Raw genomic sequence first — 23,091 nt, 5'->3', positions numbered from 1 at the left:
TGCAGCAATATACACGCGCGGGCTCTATATTGCTGCAATCCACACGCTCAGACCCCTTCTAGAGGCCCTTGAGCGTGTGGATTGCCACAATCCAGGCATGATGCGTGTGGATTGCCGCAATATAGCTCCGCATCGCATCCCCTCACGGCATCCTGGGACGCGGCGCCCTCGCATCCATATCTGTACGACTTGTTTCTGATGTCGAGGGGTGCTCCGGTGTTCGTCGTCTCGAAAGTCGGGTGGATGTGCGTCGTGTCCAGTAAGCCACGACATGGACGGGCCGGGTATACTGGTGAGCAGTTTTTTCTATTGCAACGTTGCTCGTCGAAAGAGGCTTCCCATGGCAGATGCGGACCAGAATTCCATCACCGCGGCCGAGCTCGCCGATCGCGTGCCGGATATTGTGATCATCACGGGCATGTCGGGCTCGGGACGCACCCAGGCCATGCATGTCTTCGAAGACATGGGCTATTTCTGCATCGACAACCTTCCGCCGCGTCTCATCTTGCAGCTGGCCCAGCTCGTGGGCATCAACACCGGTGTGGGACGTCACCTTGCCGTGACCTGCGACCTGCGCAGCCAAGGCCTGTTCGACGAGCTGCTGGATACCATCACCTCGCTTGAAGAACATGAGATGTCCTGCAAGATCGTTTTTTTGGAAGCAAGCGACGAAGTGCTCATGCGTCGCTATAGCGAAAACCGCAGGCGTCATCCGCTGGCCAAGCCGGGGGAGACCACGGCCGACGCCATCCAGCGAGAGCGTACGCAGCTGGCAAGCGTGCGGGCCCGCGCCGACATGATCATCGACACGAGCCGCATGCGTACCTCGGCCCTTCGCGCGAAGCTCCGCATGGCGTTTTCCGAGCTCACCGACCAGCAGCTAATGGACGTCCAGGTATTCTCGTTTGGCTTCAAGCACGGCATGCCCGTGGAGGCCGACATCATGATCGACGTGCGCTTCCTACCCAATCCCTTCTATGACCCCGACATGCGCAGTCTCACCGGCCTCGATGAGAAGGTCTCGAGCTTCGTGCTCGACCACCCTAAGACCAAGGAGTTTTTGGACGCTTGGTTCCGGTTGCTCGATGCCGTCATGCCGGGCTACGTCGCCGAGGGCAAGCCGCAGCTCTCCATCGCCATCGGCTGCACGGGTGGCCAGCATCGCAGCGTGGCGATTGCGGAGGCGACGGCGCGCTATCTGGAGCGTCAGCACTACCACGTGAGCATCTCGCATCGCGACTTGCCGCGCGCCAACATGACCGCGACGGGCGAGGCTCATTAGTTGCCGACGGGCCTGCCATTGGGGACGGGTACGGTTGGCAGATGCCCGGCGGCCGGGCCGTCTGCCAACCGTACCCGTCCCCAATGGCAGGCGGCAATGATGGAAGCCCGATGCTTATTATCAGGAACCATGCTTAAGAGGGAGGAGATGAGATGTCGTTTACCGCCGAGGTGCGTGACGAGCTCGCGCGCTGCGAGCCGACCTGCGAGTACTGCGGGCTCGCGACGCTGGCGGCGCTCACTCGCGTGTGCGGCACGCTTTCCATTGCAGGGCCGGGAAGCTACCGGCTTGCCGTCGCGACCGAGACCGGTGCCGTGGCGCGCACGATGATCGCGCTCACGCACTCGGTGCTCAAGCTCAAGACGGAGTTCACGGTGCGGCGCTCCGTCCTGCACAAGGTGCGCAACTATCTCATCACACTGCCCGACCAGCCCGGGCTCGATAAAGCGCTCGTCTTGCTGGGAATCCTCGACCGGCGGGGCGGCTTGGTTACAGGCATACCGCGGCATGTCGTGTCGCGTCCCTGCTGCCGGCTGTCCTACATACGCGGCGCGCTCATCGCAGGTGGATTCGTCGCGGACCCGCGCGGCGACTTTCATCTGGAAATCGCGGTGCAGGGCGAGGAATTCGCCCAGGCGCTCGCCGCGCTCATTGCGCAGGAAGGGGTTAAGGCGCGCGTCAACCGTCGCAGGGCCGCATATGCCGTCTATATCAAGAGCGCCGAGGACATCTGCCGGTTGCTTCAGGCGGTGGGGGCAAGCCGAAGCGTGGGGGACATCCAAGAGGCGCGTGCCATGAAGTCGGTGAAAAACGACGTGAACCGACGCGTGAATGCCGAGGTCGCTAACCAGACCAGGAGTGCGGGAGCCGCCCAGCATCAGCTTGAGCTCATAGCCGAGCTGCGGGCACGCGGGCTGCGCGACACGCTTCCGCGGGCGCTGGCAGACTTCTGCGACCTGCGTGAGGCCTACCCAGATCTGTCTTTGCGCGACCTGGGGCAGATGGCCGAGCCGCCGCTTTCGAAGTCGGCGCTCTACCACCGTGTTCTTCGGTTGGAAAAACTGCTGGAAGAAGGCTGAGCACGCTCGCCCTTCGTGGGGACCGGCTTGTCCTTGGGGTGCGCGGAAGGTGCCCCCAGAGATAATTGAAGCGTTTAAACCTATCTTTGAGCTGGTGTTTTAAAACGTTTTTATACCGAACCTTTACTCAAAAAGTCCCCAATGACGCGAATGAGATTTCCAAAAAAAGGTATATTGAGTGAGTGGTTAGTTTGTGGGTTCCGACAGCGGACAACCAGCCCGCGGGATCCCTACGAAAGGAGACACACATGGCAGTAAAGGTTGCTATCAACGGCTTCGGCCGCATTGGCCGTCTGGCATTCCGTCAGATGTTCGGTCACGAGGGCTCCGAGATCGTCGCCATCAACGACCTCACCTCTCCCGACATGCTCGCTTACCTTCTGAAGTATGACTCCACGCAGGGCAACTATGCTCGCGAGCACGAGATCACCGCTGGTGAGAGCTCCATCACCGTTGACGGCAAGGAGATCACCATCTACAAGGAGGCCGACGCCAACAACCTGCCGTGGGGCGAGCTCGGCGTCGACGTCGTGCTTGAGTGCACCGGCTTCTACACCTCCAAGGCCAAGGCCCAGGCTCACATCAACGCTGGCGCCAAGAAGGTTGTCATCTCCGCTCCTGCGGGCAACGACCTCCCGACCATCGTGTACAACGTCAACCACGAGCAGCTGACCGCTGAGGACGACATCATCTCCGCCGCCTCCTGCACCACCAACTGCCTCGCCCCGATGGCCAAGGGTCTGAACGACTTCGCGCCCATCGTTTCCGGCATCATGACCACCATTCACGCCTACACCGGCGACCAGATGCCGCTCGACGGCCCGCAGCGCAAGGGCAACAAGCGTCGTTCCCGCGCCTGCGCTTGCAACATCGTGCCGAACAGCACCGGTGCTGCTAAGGCCATCGGCCTGGTGCTCCCCGAGCTCAACGGCAAGCTGATCGGCGCCGCTCAGCGCGTCCCGACCCCGACCGGCTCCATCACCAACCTCTACGCCGTCGTTGACAAGAAGGTCACCGCCGACGAGGTCAACGCCGCTATGAAGGCCTACGCCGAGACCATCCCCGAGACCTTCGCCTACAACGAGGACGACATCGTCTCCTCCGACATCATCGGCGAGACCCACGGCTCGATCTTCGACGCCACCCAGACCATGGCTTCTGACCTCGGCAACGGCCAGACCCTCGTCCAGGTCACCTCTTGGTACGACAACGAGAACTCCTACACCTCTCAGATGGTCCGCACCATCAAGTACTTCGAGAAGTTCGTCGGCTAGGCTTGCCGCTTCACACGAGCTTTCGTTAGCGTCTTGAGATGAGAGGGCGCGGCCTCAAGGCTTTATGCCCTAAGGTCGCGCCCTTTTGTTTTGGACCGGCTGCAGCGCCGGGCGCCAAGACCGCCTTCGTGCGGGGATGGCGGTGCGCTGCCCGATTAATAGAAAGGTAGATTGCATATGGCTTTCACCAAGAAGACCGTCCGCGACATCGATGTCGACGGCAAGCGCGTCCTTATGCGCGTTGACTTCAACGTGCCGCTGAAGGATGGCGTCGTAACCGACGACACCCGCGTGCGCGCGGCCATCCCCACCATCAAGTACCTCAAGGAGCACAACGCCAAGATCATCCTCATGAGCCACCTTGGCCGCCCCAAGGGCGACGGCCCCGAGCCCGAGCTCTCGCTCAAGCCGGCTGCCGACAAGCTCGCCGAGCTCACGGGCTATGAGGTCAAGTTTGTCGACGACACCTACGGCGAGAAGGCCAAGGCTGCCGTCGACGCGCTCGAGCCGGGCGACATCCTGGTGCTCGAGAACGTCCGCTTCGACAAGCGCGAGAAGAAGAACGACCCCGAGATCGCCAAGATCCTCGCTTCTTATGGCGACATCTTCGTGCTCGACGCCTTCGGCACCGCGCACCGCGCTCAGGGCTCCGTGGTGGGCCCGGCCCAGTACCTGCCCGCCGTCGCCGGCTTCCTGCTTGAGAAGGAGGTCGACACCCTGACCGGCATCTTCGCCGAGCCCGAGCGTCCCTTCGTCGCTATCGTCGGCGGCTCCAAGGTGTCCTCGAAGATCGGTGTGCTCGATCACCTCATCGACTCCGCTGACACCCTGATCATCGGTGGCGGCATGGCTTACACCTTCTTCCTGGCCAAGGGCTACACCGTCGGCACCTCCCTGCAGGAGCCCGACTGGGTCGAGCGCGCTGGCGAGATGCTCAAGAAGGCCGAGGACAAGGGCGTCAAGATCCTGCTGCCCGTCGACAACGTCGTGACCGATCACTTCGGTGAGGACGCTGTGGGCGAGGTCGTCGACTCCGACAAGATCCCTGAGGACCGCATGGGCATGGACATCGGCCCCAAGACTGAGAAGCTCTATGCCGACGCCATCGCCGAGGCCAAGACCATCTTCTGGAACGGCCCCATGGGCGTCTTCGAGATGGATCAGTTCGCGCACGGCACCCAGGCCGTTGCCGAGGCTGTTGCTGCTAACGAGGGCTGCACCTCGATCATCGGTGGCGGCGACTCCGTCGCGGCTGTGAACAAGTTCAACCTGGCCGACAAGATGTCCTGGATCTCCACGGGTGGCGGCGCCTCCATGGAGCTCGTCGAGGGCAAGGCCCTTCCGGGAGTGGAGGCTCTCAATGACGCAGAGTAAGCGCACCCGCCTCATCGCAGGCAACTGGAAAATGAACAACGACGTCCCGGCTGCCAAGGAGCTTGCCGAGGCGCTCGTGGAGAAGGTCCCCGCGACCGACTCCGTCGAGGTCGTCATCTGCCCGCCGACCATCGATCTTGCCTGCACCTCGCACAAGATCGCCGGCAGCGCCATCAAGCTGGGCGGCCAGAACGTGCACTGGGAGGCCAAGGGCGCCTATACCGGCGAGACCTCCTGCGACATGCTGAAGAGCGTTGACGCCACCTACTGCATCATCGGCCACTCCGAGCGTCGTGACTACTTCCACGAGACCGACGAGGAGATCAACAAGAAGGCCAAGGCGCTCATGGCTGCTGGCATCACCCCCATCAGCTGCTGCGGCGAGTCCCTTGAGGTCCGCGAGGCCGGCAAGCACGTCGAGTTCGTCGTCGACCAGATCAAGAAGGACACCGAGGGCCTCGAGATCACCGATCCGTCCAAGTACGTCGTCGCCTATGAGCCCATCTGGGCCATCGGCACCGGCAAGACCGCTACTGCGGCTGACGCCCAGGAGGTCTGCGGCGCGATCCGCAAGACCCTCGTCGAGATCTTTGGCGAGGAGACCGCGGCCGGCATCCGCATCCTGTACGGCGGTTCCGCCAAGCCCGAGAACATCGCTGGCTTCCTGGCCGAGGAGGACGTTGACGGCGCGCTCGTCGGCGGCGCTTCCCTCGTTGCCGAGAGCTTCGCGGCTATGGTTGAGAAGGCGGCTGAGTAATGGCTGAGAACAAGCGTCATCTTCCGGCGCTCCTCGTCATCATGGACGGCTTTGGCCTGGCTCCTGCGGGCGACAACAACGCCGTCTACAAGGCGAACAAGCCCTTCCTGGACGAGCTGTGGGAGAAGTATCCTCACACCACGCTCGGCGCGTCCGGCGAGGACGTTGGCCTGCCTGCGGGCCAGATGGGCAACTCCGAGGTCGGCCACCTGAACATCGGCGCGGGCCGCATCGTGTTCCAGGAGCTCTCGCGCATCAACAACGCGATTGTCGATGGCTCCATCGAGGAGAACCCCACGCTCGTGTCCGCTATGGACGACGTTGCCAAGAGCGGCAAGACCCTGCATCTGCTGGGTCTCGTCTCCCCGGGCGGCGTGCACTCCATGCAGCGCCACGGCGAGAACCTTGCTGCCATCGCCGCCATCCATGGTGTGAAGCACATCCGCTTCCACTGCTTCATGGACGGCCGCGATGTCGACCCGCACTCCGGTGCCGGCTATATCGAGACGCTGAAGCAGAACCTCGAGGCGCTCTCCACGTACGCCGAGGTCGACGCTCGCATCGCTACCGTGTCCGGTCGTTACTGGGCCATGGACCGCGACAACCGTTGGGAGCGCGTCGAGCGCGCCTACGATGTCGTGACCCTTCCGTCCGACGTTGACACCGACCCGGTCGAGGGCGTCAAGGCGTACTACGAGAAGGACGAGCGCGGCGACGAGTTCATCGAGCCGTTCGCATGCCACAACGAGGGCGTGCAGGATGGCGACGCCATGGTGTTCTTCAACTTCCGTCCCGACCGTGCTCGTGAGATGACGCGCGCCTTCACCGAGGAGGATTTCGACGGCTTCGAGCGCAAGGTTGCGCCTAAGCTTTCGCACTTCGTCACCATGACCGAGTACGATGACACGTTCAAGAACGTCGAGGTGGCCTTCCCCAAGACCTTCCCCGAGAACGTGTTTGCCGATGTCATCGCGCAGAACGGCTTGAAGCAGCTGCACACCGCCGAGACCGAGAAGTACGCTCACGTGACGTTCTTCCTAAACGGCGGCGTGGAGGAGCCCAAGGAGGGGGAGGAGCGTGTGCTCGTTCCTTCGCCGAAGGTTGCTACCTATGACCTGCAGCCCGAGATGTCGGAGCCCGAGGTTACCGAGAAGCTCGTCCAGGCCATCAACGAGGACCGCGCGGACTTCTACATTGTGAACTACGCCAACTGCGACATGGTTGGTCACACGGGCGTCTTCGACGCCGCCGTCAAGGCTGTTCAGGCTGTTGATGACGGTCTGTCGAAGGTCATTCCGGCGATTCTTGCCAAGGGCGGCTTTGCGCTGATCACTGCCGACCACGGCAACGCCGACCACATGTATGACGTGGACGACGCCGGTGAGAAGCATCCGTTTACAGCGCATACCACCAACCGCGTGCCGTTTATCGTGGTCGACCCGAACGCGAAGCTCACGGGTATCGAGGACGGTCGTCTGTCCGATATCGCCCCGACGATGCTCACCCTGGCTGGTCTCGAGCCTTCCGCCGAGATGACCGGTCGCGTGCTCGCCACCGAGGAGTAGCCTGATTCGTATTGGGTTGAGGTTATCTTCGATCGAGTAAAGGGCCGCTGCAGCACACAGCCTGCAGCGGCCCTTTCGCCATTGGGGACGGGTACAAATGACAGATTCGGTATCTGGCGCGATCTAGCGCGTCTGCCATTTGCTCCCGCCACTCAATGGAGCGCTGAATCAGCCATTTGTACCCGTCCCCAATGGCGAAATGGGGCGCGTTCATAATCGTGCATACTACCTGCAAAGATTTCGGGTATGAATATCCCATTATCCAAATGGGAAATCGCTGCGGAGAGATGTCGCCGGTGCTTGCTATAGCGACGCCTGATTCGGGTGGCACATCATCCACATAAGCGGGCTGCCATAAAGGACGCAGGACGTGAGGGCTATGGTACGACAGGCGCGCGTTAAATCCGAATCGGGGTTCTACCATGTGGTGCTGAGGGGCAATGGTAGACAGACGATTTTCTACGACGACGAAGATCGGCGCGAGTTTCTGCGTTTGCTCAGGCGGGCGGCTGATATCGATTCGATTCAGATCGTCGCGTGGTGCCTGATGGACAACCACGTTCATCTACTGTTGTCCGACGTATCGGATCATTTATCCTCCATGATGCACCGGTTTTCCAGTATGTATGCACGGTATATCAATGCGAAGACCGGCCACGTGGGCGCTCTCTTTGAAGGTAGATTCAAGAGCAAAGCCCTCGAGACCGAGGCGTATCTGCTGCAGGCGGTCCGCTACATCCACGATAATCCGCAGGCGTTTGGCTGCGCGCGTGATTCCTACAAGTGGAGCAGCTATCGTGAATATACAGGGGATGCCAAAATCGCAGATACTGGCATGCTGCTTGACCTGCTGGGTGGAAAGGACGCGTTTACGCGGTTCAGTGTGAATTATGGTGACGATGACTACGCTTTTGAAGGCAGACCTGGTCGACAGGATGAGGATGCTGCAAACGAGGCGGTATTTGTGTTGCGGGGAATCAGGCCGGACAAGGTGAAAGAGCTGCCCGCTGCCGAACGTGATCGGTGCCTGAAGAGGCTTCGAGCTGCGGGATTCTCGATACGAACGATAGAGCGCCTGACTGGAGTGGGTCGGTATCACATCGGCAAAATGACAGGGGGAGCGTAAGGGGGCGCATCGAAAGCGACGTATCTGTCATTTGTACCCGTCCCCAATGGCGCGTGGTAAGGTGAAGGAGGAATGGCGAGGGTGGGGAGAGTGTGATACAGTGTTGAACGTTTCTACGACAGGGTAGGTTAGGAGTTTATCCCCATGGGACCGCTTCAGATCGTCATCTTTATCGTGTGGGCGCTTTCCGCCATCGCGCTCATCGCGCTCGTGCTTATGCATTCCGGCAAGGGCACCGGCGTGTCCGATATGATTGCTAGCTCGCTCTATAACGCGAGCGCCGCTACGGGCATTATGGAGAAGAACCTCGACAAGCTCACGGTCATCGTGACCGCGGTGTTCGTCGTGTGCATCGTGCTGTGCATGTTCTTCTTCCCGCAGGGCATCGTCGGTATCTAAGGGATACAGGTTCGCGCGAGGCAGCCCGCTTCAAACGCACCGCCACCTCTCGCAACCAGGCGAACGAATAGCGAACATGTCGATGTGACATCGGCATCACCCGGTTAACCACGCACCACCCCTCGAAACATGTGGGGGAGGGCACGGTCACTCTCCGGGTCAAGCCGCGGCAAGGATTACGTCGCAGCGGCTCAAGCGGCGCCACAACGAAAACGTTTCCAGACAGCCGGGAGGTTCCACAATGGGTGGAGCCTCCCGGCTGCTTTGCTAAAGACGGTATATACAAGTGTTTATACGGGTGAAAGATGCATATAACAGCAACCTGCATATGCGTGCGGCACGAGCACCCGTGACATGACGCAGCGAATGTTTCGAATGTGCTACGCGTCCATGGAGTATGCACATGTTGCAAAACCGCATATGACGCCCTGTAAATTGCCATTTCGCTGCGCTCAGATAAAGTAAATCTAAGGCGTTAGCGGAAAGAGCGAACAAAATATACAGAAACTGAGGTAAAGTTTACAAGCAAACGTCTGACTGTCGCCGCTGTGGCAACGGGAAGACGTTTCGGGATTCAGCACAATGGTACCGGGGAGATAGGGCTTCTCGGGGCTGGGTCTCGAAAGGTATCCACTAGAAGGAGGATGGCATGGCAGATTCGAAGATCAACCAGCCGGTGGTGGGTCGTCGCGCCTTCGTTGGCGGCACCCTTGCTGCGAGCTCGCTCGCGTTCCTGGCTGCTTGCTCCAACAACAACGCGAGCAACGCTGGCAGCAGCACCGGTGGCGACTCCGCTCCCGCAGCTGGCAACACGCTCAACTACTACATCAACAACCCGGTGTGCATCGACCCGTACAACGCCCAGGAGGACCAGGGCATTCAGGTCGTCTTCCAGCTGTTCGACACGCTGACCGAGTATGACTTCGAGAAGGGCGAGATCGTCGGTCTTGCCGCCGAGTCCTTCGAGTCCAACGACGACGCCACCCAGTTCACCTTCCATCTGAAGGAGGCCACGTTCCACAACGGCGAGGCCGTCACCTCTCAGAGCTTCAAGCGCGCTTGGGAGCGCATCGTCAACCCCTCGTCCGCTGTTGCCTCTATCTACGGCCCGTCCGAGATTTCCTACCACCTCTCCGTCGTGAAGGGTTATCAGGAGCTCCTCGACGGTTCTGCGACCGAGCTGACCGGCGTTACCTGCCCCGACGACCAGACCCTCGTCGTGGACCTCAACAACCCCTACGCTGACTTCGCCTACGTCGTCTCTCACCCGGCCCTTTCGCCGGTGCCCGAGGCTGCCGACACCGATGCCGAGAACTACTACCTCGCGCCCATCGGCAACGGCCCGTTCAAGATGGACGGCAAGTGGGAGGACGGCCAGGAGATCAACGTCGTCCGCTATGACGACTACTATGGCACCACTGCCAAGCTCGACGGCGTGCACTTCTCCATCCAGCGTGACCAGGAGACCGCTTACCGCGAGTTCCAGGCCGGCAACCTCGACGTCTGCGATGTCCCGGTCGCTCAGATCGATGCCGCCAAGTCCGACCGCGGCGTCTCCGAGGACGGCTACACCATGAGCGACGGCCAGCACATGCTGCTTGGCTCTGAGCCCTCCACCTATTACCTCACCTGCAACAACACCGCGGAGCCGTTCAACAACGCCGACTTCCGTCGTGCCATCTCCATGGCCATCAACCGTGAGGCCATCTGCGACAGCATCTTCTCCGGCACCCGTACGCCCGCCGACGGCATCGTTCCTCCGGGCATCGACGGCTACCAGGAGGGCATGTGGCCCTACTGCAAGTATGACCAGGCTGCTGCTATCGAGCTGCTCGACCAGCTCTATCCTGCGGATGGCGACGGCAAGCGTGGCATCACCCTGCAGCTCTCCTACAACCTCGACGGTGGTCACCAGGCCATCATGGAGTCGGTCATCTCCGACCTCGAGGCTGTCGGCATCACCTGCACCTCCGACACCCAGGAGTGGGCTGCCATTCTGACCGAGTATCAGGACCTCAACTACCAGTTCGGTCGTCTGGGCTGGATCGCGGACTACCCGATCTACGACAACTTCCTGTATCCGCTGTTCCACAGCGACTCCCTCGGTGGCGACAACCGCTCCGGTTACAGCAACCCCGAGGTCGACGAGCTCATCAACCAGGCTCGCGCCACCGTCGATACCGACCAGCGTATCGACCTCATGCATCAGGCCGACGCCATCATCGGTGAGGACAACCCGGTCATCCCGCTGAACTTCTACACGCATCAGATCGCTGGCTCCGACCGCATCGCTCACCTCTACATCGACCCGCTGAAGAAGGCCGATCTGTCCGAGGCTGAGCTTGCCTAATCGCAGCCTTCGTGAGGCAAGGATTGTAATGTAGTAGCCAGTTTGGCATACTGAACATTCGTCATACGGGATGTCAGTCTTACCCAAGAGTGGCATCCCGTACCTTGTTTCAGCCACATGACTGGAGAGTTTTATCTATGGGAAAGTACATCCTAAAGCGTGTGCTGCAGTTCATCCCGGTGTTCTTCGGCGTGACGCTCATTCTGTTCTTGCTGCAGAACGTTGTACCGGGCGACCCGATCAAGATGATCGCTGGTGACAAGGTGCTCGACCCGGCCGTCGAGCTCCAGATGCGTGTCAGCTATGATCTTGTTCAGGTTGATGAGAACGGCGATCCCATCCTCGACGAGAATGGCGACCCCGTTCCGGTTCCGCTTCCCGAGCGGTATGTGAACTACATCGTCGATCTGTTCCATGGTGATCTGGGACGGTCGTACCAGCGCAAGCTTCCGGTGACCGACATCTTTGCCGATAAGTTCCCCTACACGGCGCGTCTTGCCGTGTGCGCCATTATCCTTGAGGCAATCATGGGTATCGGTGCGGGCATCATCTCGGCAATCAAGCGATATTCCTTCTGGGATATCCTCGTGACCCTCGTCACGTCGATTATGGTGTCGTTGCCGGCATTCTGGCTGGGCATGTTGCTCCAGCTGTTCTTCGGCGTCTATCTGCACGTGCTCCCGTTGTCGGGAGCAGGCGGCGGCGTCGCTTCCGCATATCCCGAGTGGATGTATTACATTTTGCCGGCCTTCACCCTGGCGTCGGTGTCCATGGCGTACTCCGCGCGCATCATGCGTTCGCAGCTGCTTGACGTCATGAACCAGGACTACATCCGCACCGCGCGCGCCAAGGGCCTCTCCAACCGGTCGGTCATTGTGCATCATGCGCTTAAGAATGCACTTATCCCCGTCGTCACCTACATTGGCGTCGACTTCGGCTCCATGCTTTCCGGCGCCATCCTCACCGAGACGGTCTTTAACTGGCCAGGCATCGGTTACGAGATCTACCGTGCCATCACCCAGCGTGACTGGCCCATCGTTATGGGCGGCGTCACCATCATCATCGTGGTGGTCATGGTTATCAACCTGTTGGTCGACATCAGCTACGGCTTCCTGGATCCGCGCATTCGCTTTGGCGCGCCCAAGGACAAGTCGTAAGGGGAGGGAAGCATGCAAGAACCTAGTTCGACCCAGCGCGGAGGCATGGCTGCCAAGGCCGAGACCAAAGCTAAGGTCTCGGGTGCCAAGTCCCGTACCCTGTGGGGCGACGCCTTCAAGCGTCTTCGTAAGAACAAGCTCGCGGTGATCGCCGTCGTGTGGATCATCTTCGTCATCCTTGTTGCCGTGACGGCAGACCTCTGGGCCCAGCAGTGGCTTGGCTCGCCGACCGCAAGTGACACGACGCAGCTCGCGACCACCTCGCTGCTGCCGCCGTCGCCCGAGCATCCTTTCGGCACCGACCTGAACGGCCGCGACATTCTCGTGCGCGTCATCTATGGTGCTCGCGTCTCGCTCACCGTCGGTGTTGTCGCGACCTCCATCTCGACGGTCATCGGTCTGGTCATGGGCGCGCTCGCTGCATTCTACGGCGGTATCTGGGACACCATTATCATGCGTCTCGCCGACGTGTTCCTGGCCTTCCCGTACGTGCTCTTCGTCGTTGCGATGATCGCTGCTTTGGGTAACGGTCTTATGAACGTGTTCATCGCCATCGGTATTCTTGGCTGGCCATCGATTGCCCGCGTCTTCCGTTCGGCGATCCTCACCGTCAAGGAGAACGATTACGTTGACGCCGCGCGCGCCATGGGAGCCTCCGACTTCCGCATCATCGTGCGCCACATCTTCCCCAACTCCGTCGCCTCCATCGTGGTCTACGCGACCATGAACATCGGCAGCGCCATTCTTACCGAGTCCTCGCTGTCGTTCCTGGGCCTCGGCGTGACCCCGCCGACCCCCACCTGGGGCTCGATGATCCAGGCGGGCCAGTCGTATCTGCAGACCGCCCCGTGGATGATGATCATGCCTGGTCTTGCCATCCTCACCACGGTGCTCGCCTTCACCCTGCTGGGTGACGGCCTGCGCGACGCCCTCGACGTGAAGATGAAGGATGCATAAGCATGAAGAAGAACGATAAGAACTACGTCGATCTGAAGACGCAGCCCATTCCTGAGGGGCAGCATCTTCTGGAGGTCGATGACCTTAAGATGTACTTCCACACCGAAGACGGCGTCGTGCACGCGGTCGACGGTGTGTCCTACACGCTCGACCGCGGCGAGACCCTCGGCGTGGTTGGCGAATCCGGCTCGGGCAAGTCGGTCACGCATATGACCATCATGGGCCTCATCCCCATGCCTCCCGGAAAGATCGAGGGCGGCTCGGTCAAGTACCGCGGCCATTCGCTGCTCGATATGTCCGAGGAAGAGATGCAGCATGTTCGTGGCAACGACATCGCCATGATCTTCCAGGACCCTATGACGTCGCTGAACCCGGTCTATAAGATCGGCAAGCAGGTGGGCGAGGGCCTTCGTCTGCATCGTGGATACTCCAAGCAGGAGGCGCTCAAGCGCGCCACCGAGCTTTTGGACCTGGTTGGCATTCCCCAGCCCGAGAAGCGCGTGAACGAGTATCCGCACCAGTTCTCTGGCGGTATGCGTCAGCGCGTCATGATCGCCATGGCGCTCGCGTGCGATCCGGACATTCTGATCGCTGACGAGCCCACGACGGCGCTTGACGTGACCATTCAGGCTCAGATCATCGAGCTCATGCAGGAGATGCAGCAGAAGAACGGCAACGCGATCGTTATGATTACGCACGACCTTGGTGTTGTGGCCGACATGGCCGACAAGATCATGGTCATGTACGCCGGTCGCCCGGTCGAGTTTGGTACCGCCGACGAGATCTTCTATGAGAGCCGCCATCCTTACACGTGGGGCCTCATTCGTTCCATCCCTGAGCAGGCGGTGGACGAGAAGAAGCCGCTGACCCCGATTCACGGCAACCCGCCGTCGCTCGTGAACCTTCCTGCCGGCTGCCCCTTTGCGCCGCGTTGCCCCTATGCGCAGGACATCTGCCATACCGAGCGTCCGGTGCATCACACCCGCCCTTCCGGTCACTATTCGGCGTGCCACTTCGCCGACGACGACGAGTTCGTGAAGAAGAATGCTCCCGACACCTCGCGCTCGCGTGGCAAGATTGCCACCGGCACCCCCGATACCCTTGATTCCACCTCGAAGGGAGGTGAGGCATAATGGCCCAGAGCACCGATAGGACGCCTCTGCTGAAGGTCGAGCACCTGTCCAAGGAGTTCCCCGCTGAGTCCGGAGTCTTCGGCGGCCGTTTTGCCAAGCGCGTCGTTTCCGCTGTGAACGACGTCTCCTTCGAGATCTATCCTGGCGAGACCTTTGGTCTGGTTGGCGAGTCTGGCTGCGGTAAGTCCACGACTGGCCGCACCATCATGCGCCTCACCAACCCCACGTCGGGCAAGGTCTTCTTTGAAGGTCGCGACGTGGCCGCGATGAACAAAAAAGAGCTCAAGGCGATGCGTCGCAACATGCAGTTCATCTTCCAGGATCCCTACGCGAGCCTGAATCCCCGCATGACCATCGGCGAGATCGTTTCGGAGCCCATGACCATCCATGGTGTGGGCACCAAAGAAGAGCGCATGCGCCGCGTTCGCGAGCTGCTTGATGTCGTCGGCCTTAACCCCGAGCACATCAATCGCTACCCGCATGAGTTCTCCGGAGGCCAGCGTCAGCGCATCGGCATCGCCCGCGCCTTCGCTCTGCGTCCGAAGCTCATCATTTGCGACGAGCCGGTCTCTGCACTCGACGTGTCCATTCAGGCTCAGGTCCTTAACCTGCTGAAGGACCTGCAGGATCAGTTTGGTACGGCGTATCTGTTCATTGCGCACGACCTGTCTGTTGTTCAGCACATCTCTGACCGCGTGGCCGTGATGTACCTGGGCAAGATGGTCGAGGTCTCTGACTGGAGGACGCTCTACACCGAGCCGCATCATCCGTACACCCAGTCCCTGCTGTCGGCCGTGCCGGTGCCTGACCCGGACATCCAGAAGACGCGCAAGCGCATCATTCTGGCCGGCGATCCGCCTTCGCCGATCGATCCTCCGTCCGGATGCCGTTTCCACACCCGTTGCCCCATCGCGCAGGAGATTTGCTCGAAGGAGCAGCCTGAGTGGAAAGAGGTCGCTGACGGTCACTACTGCGCTTGCCACTTTGCGCAGAAGTTCCCCATCAAGGAGTCGCACATCGACCTGTAAGGGTCTGAGAGGCTGCGATTCGGCGCTTGGTAGTTTGATTGCGACTTCGTGACATTGGTTGAAACCGTTCTATAGCGTGTCCCGTGCCTGCTGGTATGGGGCACGTTTTTGTATGCGTATTTGCTTGCGGACTGAGGGCTTGTCTGGGTTCGCCTCTGGTGGGTGGCTCTTTTGCTGGCGCCTGTGGTCTTGGTCATTTTCCATCTCTGCTGGGCAGCTTGTTTGTTGGTGGTGCGTACGTCTGGTCATTTGGGCTGCCCGCTGGGTAGGGACTAGGTTGTGGGTATGGGTGCGTGGTCAATGTGGTTGTCCTCTGGGTATGGGTGATTCGTTGGGGGAGGGCCAGTTGGTCAATATATGTGAGCGCTGGGCATGAATTCCATCCCCAGGCCTTTCGTGACTCGGAATTTGATTCCCCATGTACCCAGCGGACGGTCGTTTTGACCACGGGCATTCCTTTCACGTGGCGCCGGTACCCATTGGGCGCACCTTTTGACCACAGCGTTCCATGGCAAGTGATTCGTTGCCCAACGGGCAGAAGAGTTGACCAGGTTCATTTTCAAAACAAGCCATCATTCAGCTGCGTAGAGCGAATAAAACTTAGGTAAAGCGTCCAGCTGGGGAACGAGTACCGGGCGACGTCGGCTGGCATGAAAGCGGCGAGACGGTTGATTGAGCGCGTCGATAAGGACTGAACTGTGAGTTTCAGCGGAGATATGTTTGTAAACCTACAGGTCAATGGCTGTATTTCACATAAAACGGGACACTCGAAAAACTTTCTCAAATTTTCTCTTGCGTCCCAGCGCGACTTTAGGCTATTATCTTCCTTGCTGAAACCACGTCGGAGTGGCGGAATTGGCAGACGCGCTAGCTTGAGGTGCTAGTGACCACTTTACGGTCATGCGGGTTCAAGTCCCGCCTCCGACACCACGCAATTGATACCCAAACCCTCGACGGTTTGGGTTTTTTCATATCTGGGCCACTCGAGCTCATGCGGCGCACGCTAGGATGCAAGCAGGAGATGCGATAGGGTTTCGGCCGCCCGGCGTACGTTGCAGGAACAGGGGCGTGCGCATGGAGACCATGGGGCGTAACGAGTCGACGCTGCTTACTCAGCTGGTTGAGCTGACAAGCGATGCCGTGGCCATCTGCGACGCAGCGGGAACGGTCCTTCATGTCAATCGACAGCTCGTAGCTATCTCTAAGATGTCGCGTGACGCCCTTGTGGGTCGCGACATCAAAGACCTTATCTTTAGTGAGTCGTTTGAACGCGCGTCCGACCACCGTCTGCCGTTTGCGCTCGACGGCTCGGACTGCACGCTCATGCTCAAATTGGCGGACGGCTCTTTTATCCCGGTGCTTGCCCGCGCCATTGCCCTTTCGCCGCTGCGCACCGACGAGCGCTCGAGTTTCATCAAGCGCCTGCTGCCCAAAGGCCGCGTGCTCGTGGTCATGCGCAGCCTCGAGGAGCAATACGCCCACAATCGCCAGATGCAGCGGGTGCTCTCGGAGCTTCAGGCCGCCAACAAGCGCCTGTCGGGAACCCTGTCGGTCATTATGTCCACCGTGGGCGCCGAGGACCTTCCCTCGCTGCTGGACAGCGTCCTAAACCGTTTGGTCGACGCGTTGGATGCCGACGGTGCCACGATTTACTTCTCCGAGAGCGGCGGCTTCCGTCTACGCGGGGCCTCGCACGGTCTGGAGCATGATTATGTTCCCGAGTTCATTCCCTACGGCGCGGGTATTCCCACCTACGTGCTCAGGCAGTCGCGGTCTTGCCGGTTCAGTGTGGTGCCCGCAGGGGAGGGTCCAGGCTACGAGTCCGGCTCGTTCTACGATTTGGACGTGCGCCGAAGCCACAAGCTTCGCGTGCAGGACATGCCTCCCTTCAAGACGCTCATCGATGTTCCGGTGTTCTTCGGCACCCAGGTTATGGGCGTGCTCGAGCTGGGATGGAAGCGCTTCACGATGCCGCGCTCGTCGGACGTCAACGTACTCGAGGTCATCTGCGACTATCTGTCGATCGAGCTGGTGAGCCTGAGCACCGCGCTGCGTTCGCGCCGTACGACAGAGCTCAATCGCTCGCTCAACCATCTGCGCGATATGCTCTATGCCTTCGAGGATGACCAGACGGTTGCCTGGAATGAGCTCACCGGCGAAGTGCGCCGGGTGCTTGCCTGTCATGTGTGCCCCGTTGTCTACGACGAGCGGTCTGGCGGCTACCTGATTGATTACGAGGGCGGAAGCCAGGTGATGCTCCCGGCAGATATCGACAGCCTGTTCTTTTCGACCACGGCGCCCGCCGCCCGTGTCGGCGCATCGCTGCGCGACCGCTTTACCACGCCGTTGGGCAGATCGTCTTCTACAGAAGATGAACTCAAGGCGTTTCGTCTCACGCGTGTGGACCGGACCTCGCGGGCGGGGGAGTGGCTCTACTCCCACGGATTGCCCAACCAGGGCGTGTTTCTTGACCTGCGCCGTCGTCCCGCTAATCCCCAGGAGATGCGTCCGGTGGAGCCGGCCTCCGAAGAAGAGGGGCTGGTACTGTTTGACACGTCGCGTCCGCCGATGATGCTGCTGCTTTTGCGCGATAGCTCGCAAGAGCCCATCGACGATGCCGAGTTTGACTATCTGGTTCGGTTGACGCACGACGTCGAGCTCTTCGCTCAAAACATGGTACGGCGCAAGGAAACCACCCACATTGCTCAGACGCTGCAGATCGGCATGCGCAATTCGCTGGGGACGGTGCCGGGCATCATCAGCGACTCGCTCTATTCTTCGGCTACGCAGCAGGCGCTGGTGGGTGGTGACTTCTATACGCTCATCCGGCTACCGGACGATCACGCCGTCATGATCCTGGGCGATGTCTCGGGCAAGGGTATCGAGGCCGCCTCCATGTCGGCGCTCGTGAAGACGGCGTTGTCGGCCTATGCCTGGGAGGGGACGAGCCCGGTGCAGATGGTGCGCTCGCTCAATGCCATGCTCATGAGCTTCTCGCGCGTTGAGACGTTCGCGACGATGTTTGTGGCAAACATCGACCTGCGCAGCCGTTCGGCGCTCTATTGCTCGGCGGGGCATCCGCCCACCATGCTCATTCACCCCCTTGCGGACGATCCAGCGCATGACGGGGCTCATGCGGGCGAGATTGAGCTCCTGAGCACGCAGTCGGGCGTGGTCGGGGCGTTCGAGGACATGACGTTTCGCAGCGGCTCGTTCACCTTTGACCCGGGCGACATCCTGTTTATGTATACCGACGGAGCCATCGAGGCGCGCAACGCCCAGGGCGAGTTCTTTGGGGAGCAGCGCCTGCGCGACATCCTGCTCTCGCAGGCCGGTCACGGCGTCGAAGGGCTGTGCGAGCGTGTGCTCGACGAGCTTGATCGCTTCACCGACTCGTCGCTTGAGGACGACATTGCCATGGTTGCCCTTCGGCTCGATTGCCAGGGTGTTGAATAGTCGCGCGACATCGAGGGAACCATAGCCGTATGCGTGAATGGAACGACATAGCCGTTATTGCTCCGAGCAGAGACATCGACATCGCGTCGGTGCCCCTGCTGCGTGAAGAGGTCGACGGCCTCATTGCCGATGGTACCCGAAGGATTCTGGTGAACTGTCGCGACGTGGGGTTCATCGATTCCACGGGGCTGGCGTTCCTGCTTTCTCGCGCTCGCCGCCTCATGCAGCACGACGGGTTGCTTTCGCTGGTGAACGCCTCGCAGGCCGTGGTGCGCTTTTTGCAGATTGCCCGGCTGTTGGACGTACTGCATGTGACGCCGGCCGACCGTCCGCCTGTTCCCGTGTTGTCGCCGGGGGAGTCGCCCCTGTGGAGCAAGAGTATCTCCATTCGCGCGGGGGTTGAGAACCTGGGGAGCTACAGGCACCGTCTGCTGGAGCTTCTGCAGACCTTGCCCATGGATCGCGATGCCTGCTATGACACAGCGCTTGCTGCGGGCGAGGCGCTTGGCAATGCCTATGACCATACCTCGGGCGTGGGATGCGTTATGAACGTGCGCGCCTATCACGATCGCGTGGTGATCGAGGTGTGCGATTGCGGCGAAGGGTACGAGATTGCAGCCGATGAGGAGCCGCGTGAGACCGAGGAACGCGGTCGCGGCATCAAGCTTATGAGGCTGCTGGTCGACTCTGTCGAGGTGCGCCGCCGCGGCGACGTGCAGGGTACCGTGGTGCGTCTCGTGAAGCTGCTCGCCGCCTGAGGCCATATGGCTGCGACGTGGGGTGGCCATTTCTTTCCATACATGTATATCCTGCGGGGGTGGCCATCGTGTCGGCCTCTGGCTTGTACTGCCCGGCCTTCCAGCCCGCGAGAGCATCTGTAACAAAAGGGCACCCGAAGGTGCCCTGAACAGTTCTGGAGGCGACGCCCAGATTCGAACTGGGGGTAAAGGCTTTGCAGGCCTCTGCCTTACCACTTGGCCACGTCGCCGATGAAAAAGGCCGAATGCATAGTTCATCCGGCCTCTCACATGCAATGGAGCGGACAACGGGGCTCGAACCCGCGACCCCAACCTTGGCAAGGTTGTGCTCTACCAACTGAGCCATGTCCGCTTGACAGGGAGATAATATACACGGGTTCCCGGGGGCGTGCAAGCATGTTTTTCAAAAAAGTTTGGATTTGTGGGCAAAACCGAGGTGTCAGATAACATCTCCGCAGGTAAACGGTATCAATTGGTGCTAGAAAAACTTTTTGGGAGATGTGGGGCGGACCTTCCGTCATCCCTAACGCCGTTGACAGAGCGGCATCGCCGCCCACCCTAACGCCGCTGACAGCGCATCCCTGCCACCCACCCTCGCCGTCCCCATTTCTTAAGGTAGGCTCAAGTTCCTTCCACCCTCTTCTTTCCGTTTAGGCCGATAGGTAGAATAGGCAGCGTGCGTCGGCTGACACGACGCCTAGTCATACACGGTGGCAGCATTGTTTCGACGAGGGGTTCCATGATCCGAATCTCGCTACTCATCCTGCTGGTGTTTCTGCTTGCGCGCGTCGTCTCCGGAGTGGTGCAGCGGTACCAGGACAAGCACGCGGCTGGCGCATCCTTTAAGAAGATGCTTCGTCAGGGACGTCTTGATGCGGGCGTATACGAAGATGCCGTATGGTCCGAGGTCGGCACCGGCCGCAGGAAGCATCTGCGTTCGCGCGTGTCGCGTGAGCAGCAGCGTGTCATCCGGGCGGCACGCCTGCAGATGCGCGAGGATTTCCTTGACGATTCGGCTCCCGGCTTTTATCAGTACATCATTCTGTTCCTGGTTGCCTCGGTGCTTGGATTGGTGCTCGAGACGGTCTACACGTTGGTGACGTTTGGCATTCTTGAAAGCCGCGTAGGCCTTGTCTGGGGCCCGTTCTCGCCTCTGTATGGCGTTGGCGCCGTGGTGCTTACCATGGTGCTGTGGCCGCTTCGCAAGCGCCCCGCCTGGCAGCTCTTCCTGCTTTCTGCCGCGCTGGGCGGCACGCTCGAACAGGTTGCGGGTTGGAGCATGGAGCACTTCGCGCACCTGCAATCGTGGACGTACCTTGGCCTGCCCGACCACATAACGCAGTGGGTCGCCTGGCGCTTCCTCGTTATGTGGGGATTGCTGGGTGTGGTGTGGTGCCGCGTCATCATGCCCGAGATGATCTATCGCATAGGTGAGCCGACCTCGCGTCGACAGAAGGTGGTCGTGGCGCTGCTGACGGCGTTCATCTCGCTGGACATCGTGATGACGGTGGCATGTTTTTGGCGAGCCGGTCAGCGTGTGGAGGGCATTCCGCCGCGCAATCCCTTTGAGGCCTATGTGGACACGCACTTTAACGACAGCTTCATGGAGCGGACGTTCGAGAACATGAAGATAGGGGAGGACCTTCCCGTTTCGGATAAGTGATGCCTGTTGATATCGGCGAAGAAAATCTTTTTTAAAAAACTGCTTTACAGGTTTGGAACGGTCCGGTATATTATCACCTGCGCTGAAGAGCGCACCCTGAACGGGCGTTTAGCTCAGGGGGAGAGCGCTTCCCTGACACGGAAGAGGTCAGAAGTTCAAATCTTCTAACGCCCACCACAAAGTCACAGGCCAGAGGCTTTCGTCTCTGGCCTGTTTTCGTTTGGTCCACTGGCAGTCCACCAATGTTTCGCGGGCTCTAGAAATAGCGGTGGGCGGTGTGAGAGCTGTCGGAATTATGTAGACGATCAGCCAACAATGCTTGGCGCGGCTGCCGCCTTATCCGTAGAGCGCCCCGAGCAGGGGAAGGCTGTAATGCGCACAGAAAAAGCCAATTGCGGCGGCGAGGATGACCATGCCAATTGCGCGCCCGGCGCGCGGCCTACGCTCGCCGGACCGGCAGCCGCACCTCGAACGTGGAGCCTGCGCCGGGCGCGCTCTGCACCTCGACCGTGCCGCGGTGCAGCTCCACGATCCGCTGTACGAGCGCCAGGCCCAGGCCGCTGCCCTCGCTCGCGTGCGAGGTGTCGCCCTGGTAGAAGCGGTCAAAGAGGTGGGTGCGCGTCCGCTCGTCCATGCCGCAGCCTTCGTCCGAGATCCAGCAGATGATCTCGTCAGCTGCTTCATTGCGGCCCTCCTCGCCCTGGCGACCGCCGTAAAGGGCTACGCTCACGCGCCCGCCCTCCGGCGAGAACTTCACCGCGTTGTCTATAAGGTTGGTCCAGACCTGCATGAGATAATCGGCGTTGCCGTCGATGACGCAGGGGTCGGCGACCACGTTTACGGTCACACCGCGTCCCGACCACTTGGGCTCGAGCATCAACACGGCTCGACGCAGCTGCTCGGCCACGTCTACGGGACCCACGTCGGGCAGAATCTGCATGTGCTCGATCTTGGAGAGCGCGAGCACCCGCTCGGAGAGGCTGGCCAGGCGTTGCGACTCCTCGATGATGATGTCCAGGTACTCGGCACGCTCCTCGGGTGCGAGGTCGTCCTCGCGCAGCAGCTGCGCAAAGCCGCATAACGAGTTGATTGGCGTGCGGAACTCGTGGGAGAAGTCGCTCACAAAGCTCTCGCGCATCATCTTGGTGCTCGCGAGCTCGGTGGCTGCGGTGTTGAAGCTGTTCACGAATTCGTCGGCCTCGCGCAGGCGGGTGCGAGGGCGCTCCAGCCGGAACGAGAAGTTGCCGCGTGCCAGCTCGCCGAGCGCCGCAGTGAAGACGCGCAGCGGCGTCACGAGGGTCCAGTTGATGCCCAGTGCCAGCACCACGGCGATGATCGTGCTGACCAGAAACGTCATGGTCACGACGTTGCCGATGCTCGTGAGCCGCTCGAAGCTTAGAAGGCCGGCGTTCACCAGCGCGCCGCCCACGAACCCCGCTGCGATCACACACAGCAGGATGACCGCCATCACGGCCAGCACGAGCAGCCCCACCAGGACCGCCGTGCGCACCCGCGAGAGCGTGCCCGGCGTGCGGACGCCCCGCGCCGGGTCCTTCTCGCCCCGTCGCCCGTTGTAGCTCTGAGCCATGTGACCTCCTCGCCTTGTGTGGGGCCATGGTAGCGGGCGTGCGTCACGGGAATGTTAACGAGCCCGTTTGCTCGCGCGTGAGCTTCGTTCATGAACGCTTTGTCACCGTATGTGTAACGGCCCCGTTCACGTGGCGTTGACCGTG

The 23,091-nt window shown here is 60.6% G+C and carries 17 protein-coding genes and 4 tRNA genes; 18 read left to right on the top strand and 3 right to left on the bottom strand.

Annotated elements, in window-relative coordinates; all coding sequences use genetic code 11:
- Positions 1–340: 340 nt before the first annotated feature.
- The 16 genes from rapZ to B5F33_RS07800 all read left to right on the top strand — a co-directional run bounded on the left by rapZ (position 341) and on the right by B5F33_RS07800 (position 19,695).
- Complete coding sequence (gene rapZ / locus B5F33_RS07875) at positions 341–1,282, top strand: RNase adapter RapZ (protein WP_087411256.1); 942 nt, start codon at positions 341–343, stop codon at positions 1,280–1,282.
- Between the two features lie 152 nt (positions 1,283–1,434).
- Complete coding sequence (whiA, locus tag B5F33_RS07870) at positions 1,435–2,361, top strand: DNA-binding protein WhiA (protein ID WP_087411255.1); 927 nt, start codon at positions 1,435–1,437, stop codon at positions 2,359–2,361.
- 248 nt (positions 2,362–2,609) lie between these two features.
- Positions 2,610–3,635 (top strand): type I glyceraldehyde-3-phosphate dehydrogenase, encoded by a 1,026-nt coding sequence (gene gap, locus B5F33_RS07865; RefSeq protein WP_087411254.1) that lies wholly within the window; start codon positions 2,610–2,612, stop codon positions 3,633–3,635.
- Positions 3,636–3,812: 177 nt separating this feature from the next.
- Positions 3,813–5,009, top strand: coding sequence for a phosphoglycerate kinase (locus B5F33_RS07860; protein WP_087411253.1), 1,197 nt, complete (start codon positions 3,813–3,815; stop codon positions 5,007–5,009).
- Positions 4,996–5,766, top strand: coding sequence for a triose-phosphate isomerase (gene tpiA / locus B5F33_RS07855; RefSeq protein WP_087411252.1), 771 nt, complete (start codon positions 4,996–4,998; stop codon positions 5,764–5,766). Before B5F33_RS07860 ends, tpiA begins: the two co-directional genes overlap by 14 nt.
- Entirely contained in the window at positions 5,766–7,331 is a 1,566-nt protein-coding gene (gene gpmI, locus B5F33_RS07850; RefSeq protein ID WP_087411251.1) for a 2,3-bisphosphoglycerate-independent phosphoglycerate mutase, read from the top strand. Before tpiA ends, gpmI begins: the two co-directional genes overlap by 1 nt.
- 379 nt (positions 7,332–7,710) lie before the next feature.
- The gene (locus tag B5F33_RS07845) at positions 7,711–8,457 is read left to right on the top strand and encodes a transposase (RefSeq protein ID WP_204214473.1); all 747 of its coding nucleotides are present in this window, start codon (positions 7,711–7,713) and stop codon (positions 8,455–8,457) included.
- Between the two features lie 144 nt (positions 8,458–8,601).
- Positions 8,602–8,856 (top strand): preprotein translocase subunit SecG, encoded by a 255-nt coding sequence (secG, locus tag B5F33_RS07840; RefSeq protein WP_087411250.1) that lies wholly within the window; start codon positions 8,602–8,604, stop codon positions 8,854–8,856.
- Positions 8,857–9,505: 649 nt separating this feature from the next.
- The gene (locus B5F33_RS07835) at positions 9,506–11,206 is read left to right on the top strand and encodes an ABC transporter substrate-binding protein (protein ID WP_087411249.1); all 1,701 of its coding nucleotides are present in this window, start codon (positions 9,506–9,508) and stop codon (positions 11,204–11,206) included.
- Positions 11,207–11,343: 137 nt separating this feature from the next.
- On the top strand, positions 11,344–12,363 hold the full coding sequence (locus B5F33_RS07830) for an ABC transporter permease (RefSeq protein ID WP_087411248.1): 1,020 nt from the start codon (positions 11,344–11,346) through the stop codon (positions 12,361–12,363).
- Between the two features lie 45 nt (positions 12,364–12,408).
- Positions 12,409–13,320, top strand: a complete 912-nt coding sequence (locus B5F33_RS07825) for an ABC transporter permease (protein WP_343215926.1) — start codon at positions 12,409–12,411, stop codon at positions 13,318–13,320.
- Between the two features lie 2 nt (positions 13,321–13,322).
- Positions 13,323–14,453, top strand: coding sequence for an ABC transporter ATP-binding protein (locus B5F33_RS07820; RefSeq protein ID WP_087411246.1), 1,131 nt, complete (start codon positions 13,323–13,325; stop codon positions 14,451–14,453).
- A complete protein-coding gene (locus tag B5F33_RS07815) occupies positions 14,453–15,481 on the top strand; it encodes a dipeptide ABC transporter ATP-binding protein (protein ID WP_087411245.1) in 1,029 nt (342 codons plus the stop codon). The genes B5F33_RS07820 and B5F33_RS07815 overlap by 1 nt, the downstream gene beginning before the upstream one ends.
- Before the next feature lie 840 nt (positions 15,482–16,321).
- A tRNA-Leu gene (locus B5F33_RS07810) sits at positions 16,322–16,411 on the top strand.
- Positions 16,412–16,555: 144 nt separating this feature from the next.
- A complete protein-coding gene (locus B5F33_RS07805) occupies positions 16,556–18,937 on the top strand; it encodes a SpoIIE family protein phosphatase (protein ID WP_087411244.1) in 2,382 nt (793 codons plus the stop codon).
- 29 nt (positions 18,938–18,966) lie between these two features.
- The gene (locus B5F33_RS07800) at positions 18,967–19,695 is read left to right on the top strand and encodes an anti-sigma factor antagonist (RefSeq protein ID WP_087411243.1); all 729 of its coding nucleotides are present in this window, start codon (positions 18,967–18,969) and stop codon (positions 19,693–19,695) included.
- A gap of 156 nt (positions 19,696–19,851) precedes the next feature.
- Here B5F33_RS07800 and B5F33_RS07795 read toward each other — a convergent pair.
- Together B5F33_RS07795 and B5F33_RS07790 are read right to left on the bottom strand one after the other, a co-directional pair.
- Positions 19,852–19,925 (bottom strand) — tRNA-Cys (locus tag B5F33_RS07795).
- Between the two features lie 46 nt (positions 19,926–19,971).
- Positions 19,972–20,047, bottom strand: a tRNA-Gly gene (locus B5F33_RS07790).
- A 387-nt stretch (positions 20,048–20,434) separates the two neighbouring features.
- Here B5F33_RS07790 and B5F33_RS07785 point away from each other — a divergent pair.
- Entirely contained in the window at positions 20,435–21,358 is a 924-nt protein-coding gene (locus B5F33_RS07785; RefSeq protein ID WP_087411242.1) for a putative ABC transporter permease, read from the top strand.
- Positions 21,359–21,460: 102 nt separating this feature from the next.
- Positions 21,461–21,535 (top strand) — tRNA-Val (locus tag B5F33_RS07780).
- Positions 21,536–21,797: 262 nt separating this feature from the next.
- On the opposite strand, the gene B5F33_RS07775 is transcribed toward B5F33_RS07780, so the two are convergent.
- On the bottom strand, positions 21,798–22,946 hold the full coding sequence (locus B5F33_RS07775) for a HAMP domain-containing sensor histidine kinase (protein ID WP_087411241.1): 1,149 nt from the start codon (positions 22,944–22,946) through the stop codon (positions 21,798–21,800).
- Between the last annotated feature and the right edge of the window lie 145 nt (positions 22,947–23,091).

This window comes from Collinsella sp. An2 (assembly GCF_002160065.1).
Classification (GTDB): Bacteria; Actinomycetota; Coriobacteriia; order Coriobacteriales; family Coriobacteriaceae; genus Limicola.
This window is presented reverse-complemented; position numbering and strand designations above follow the sequence as displayed.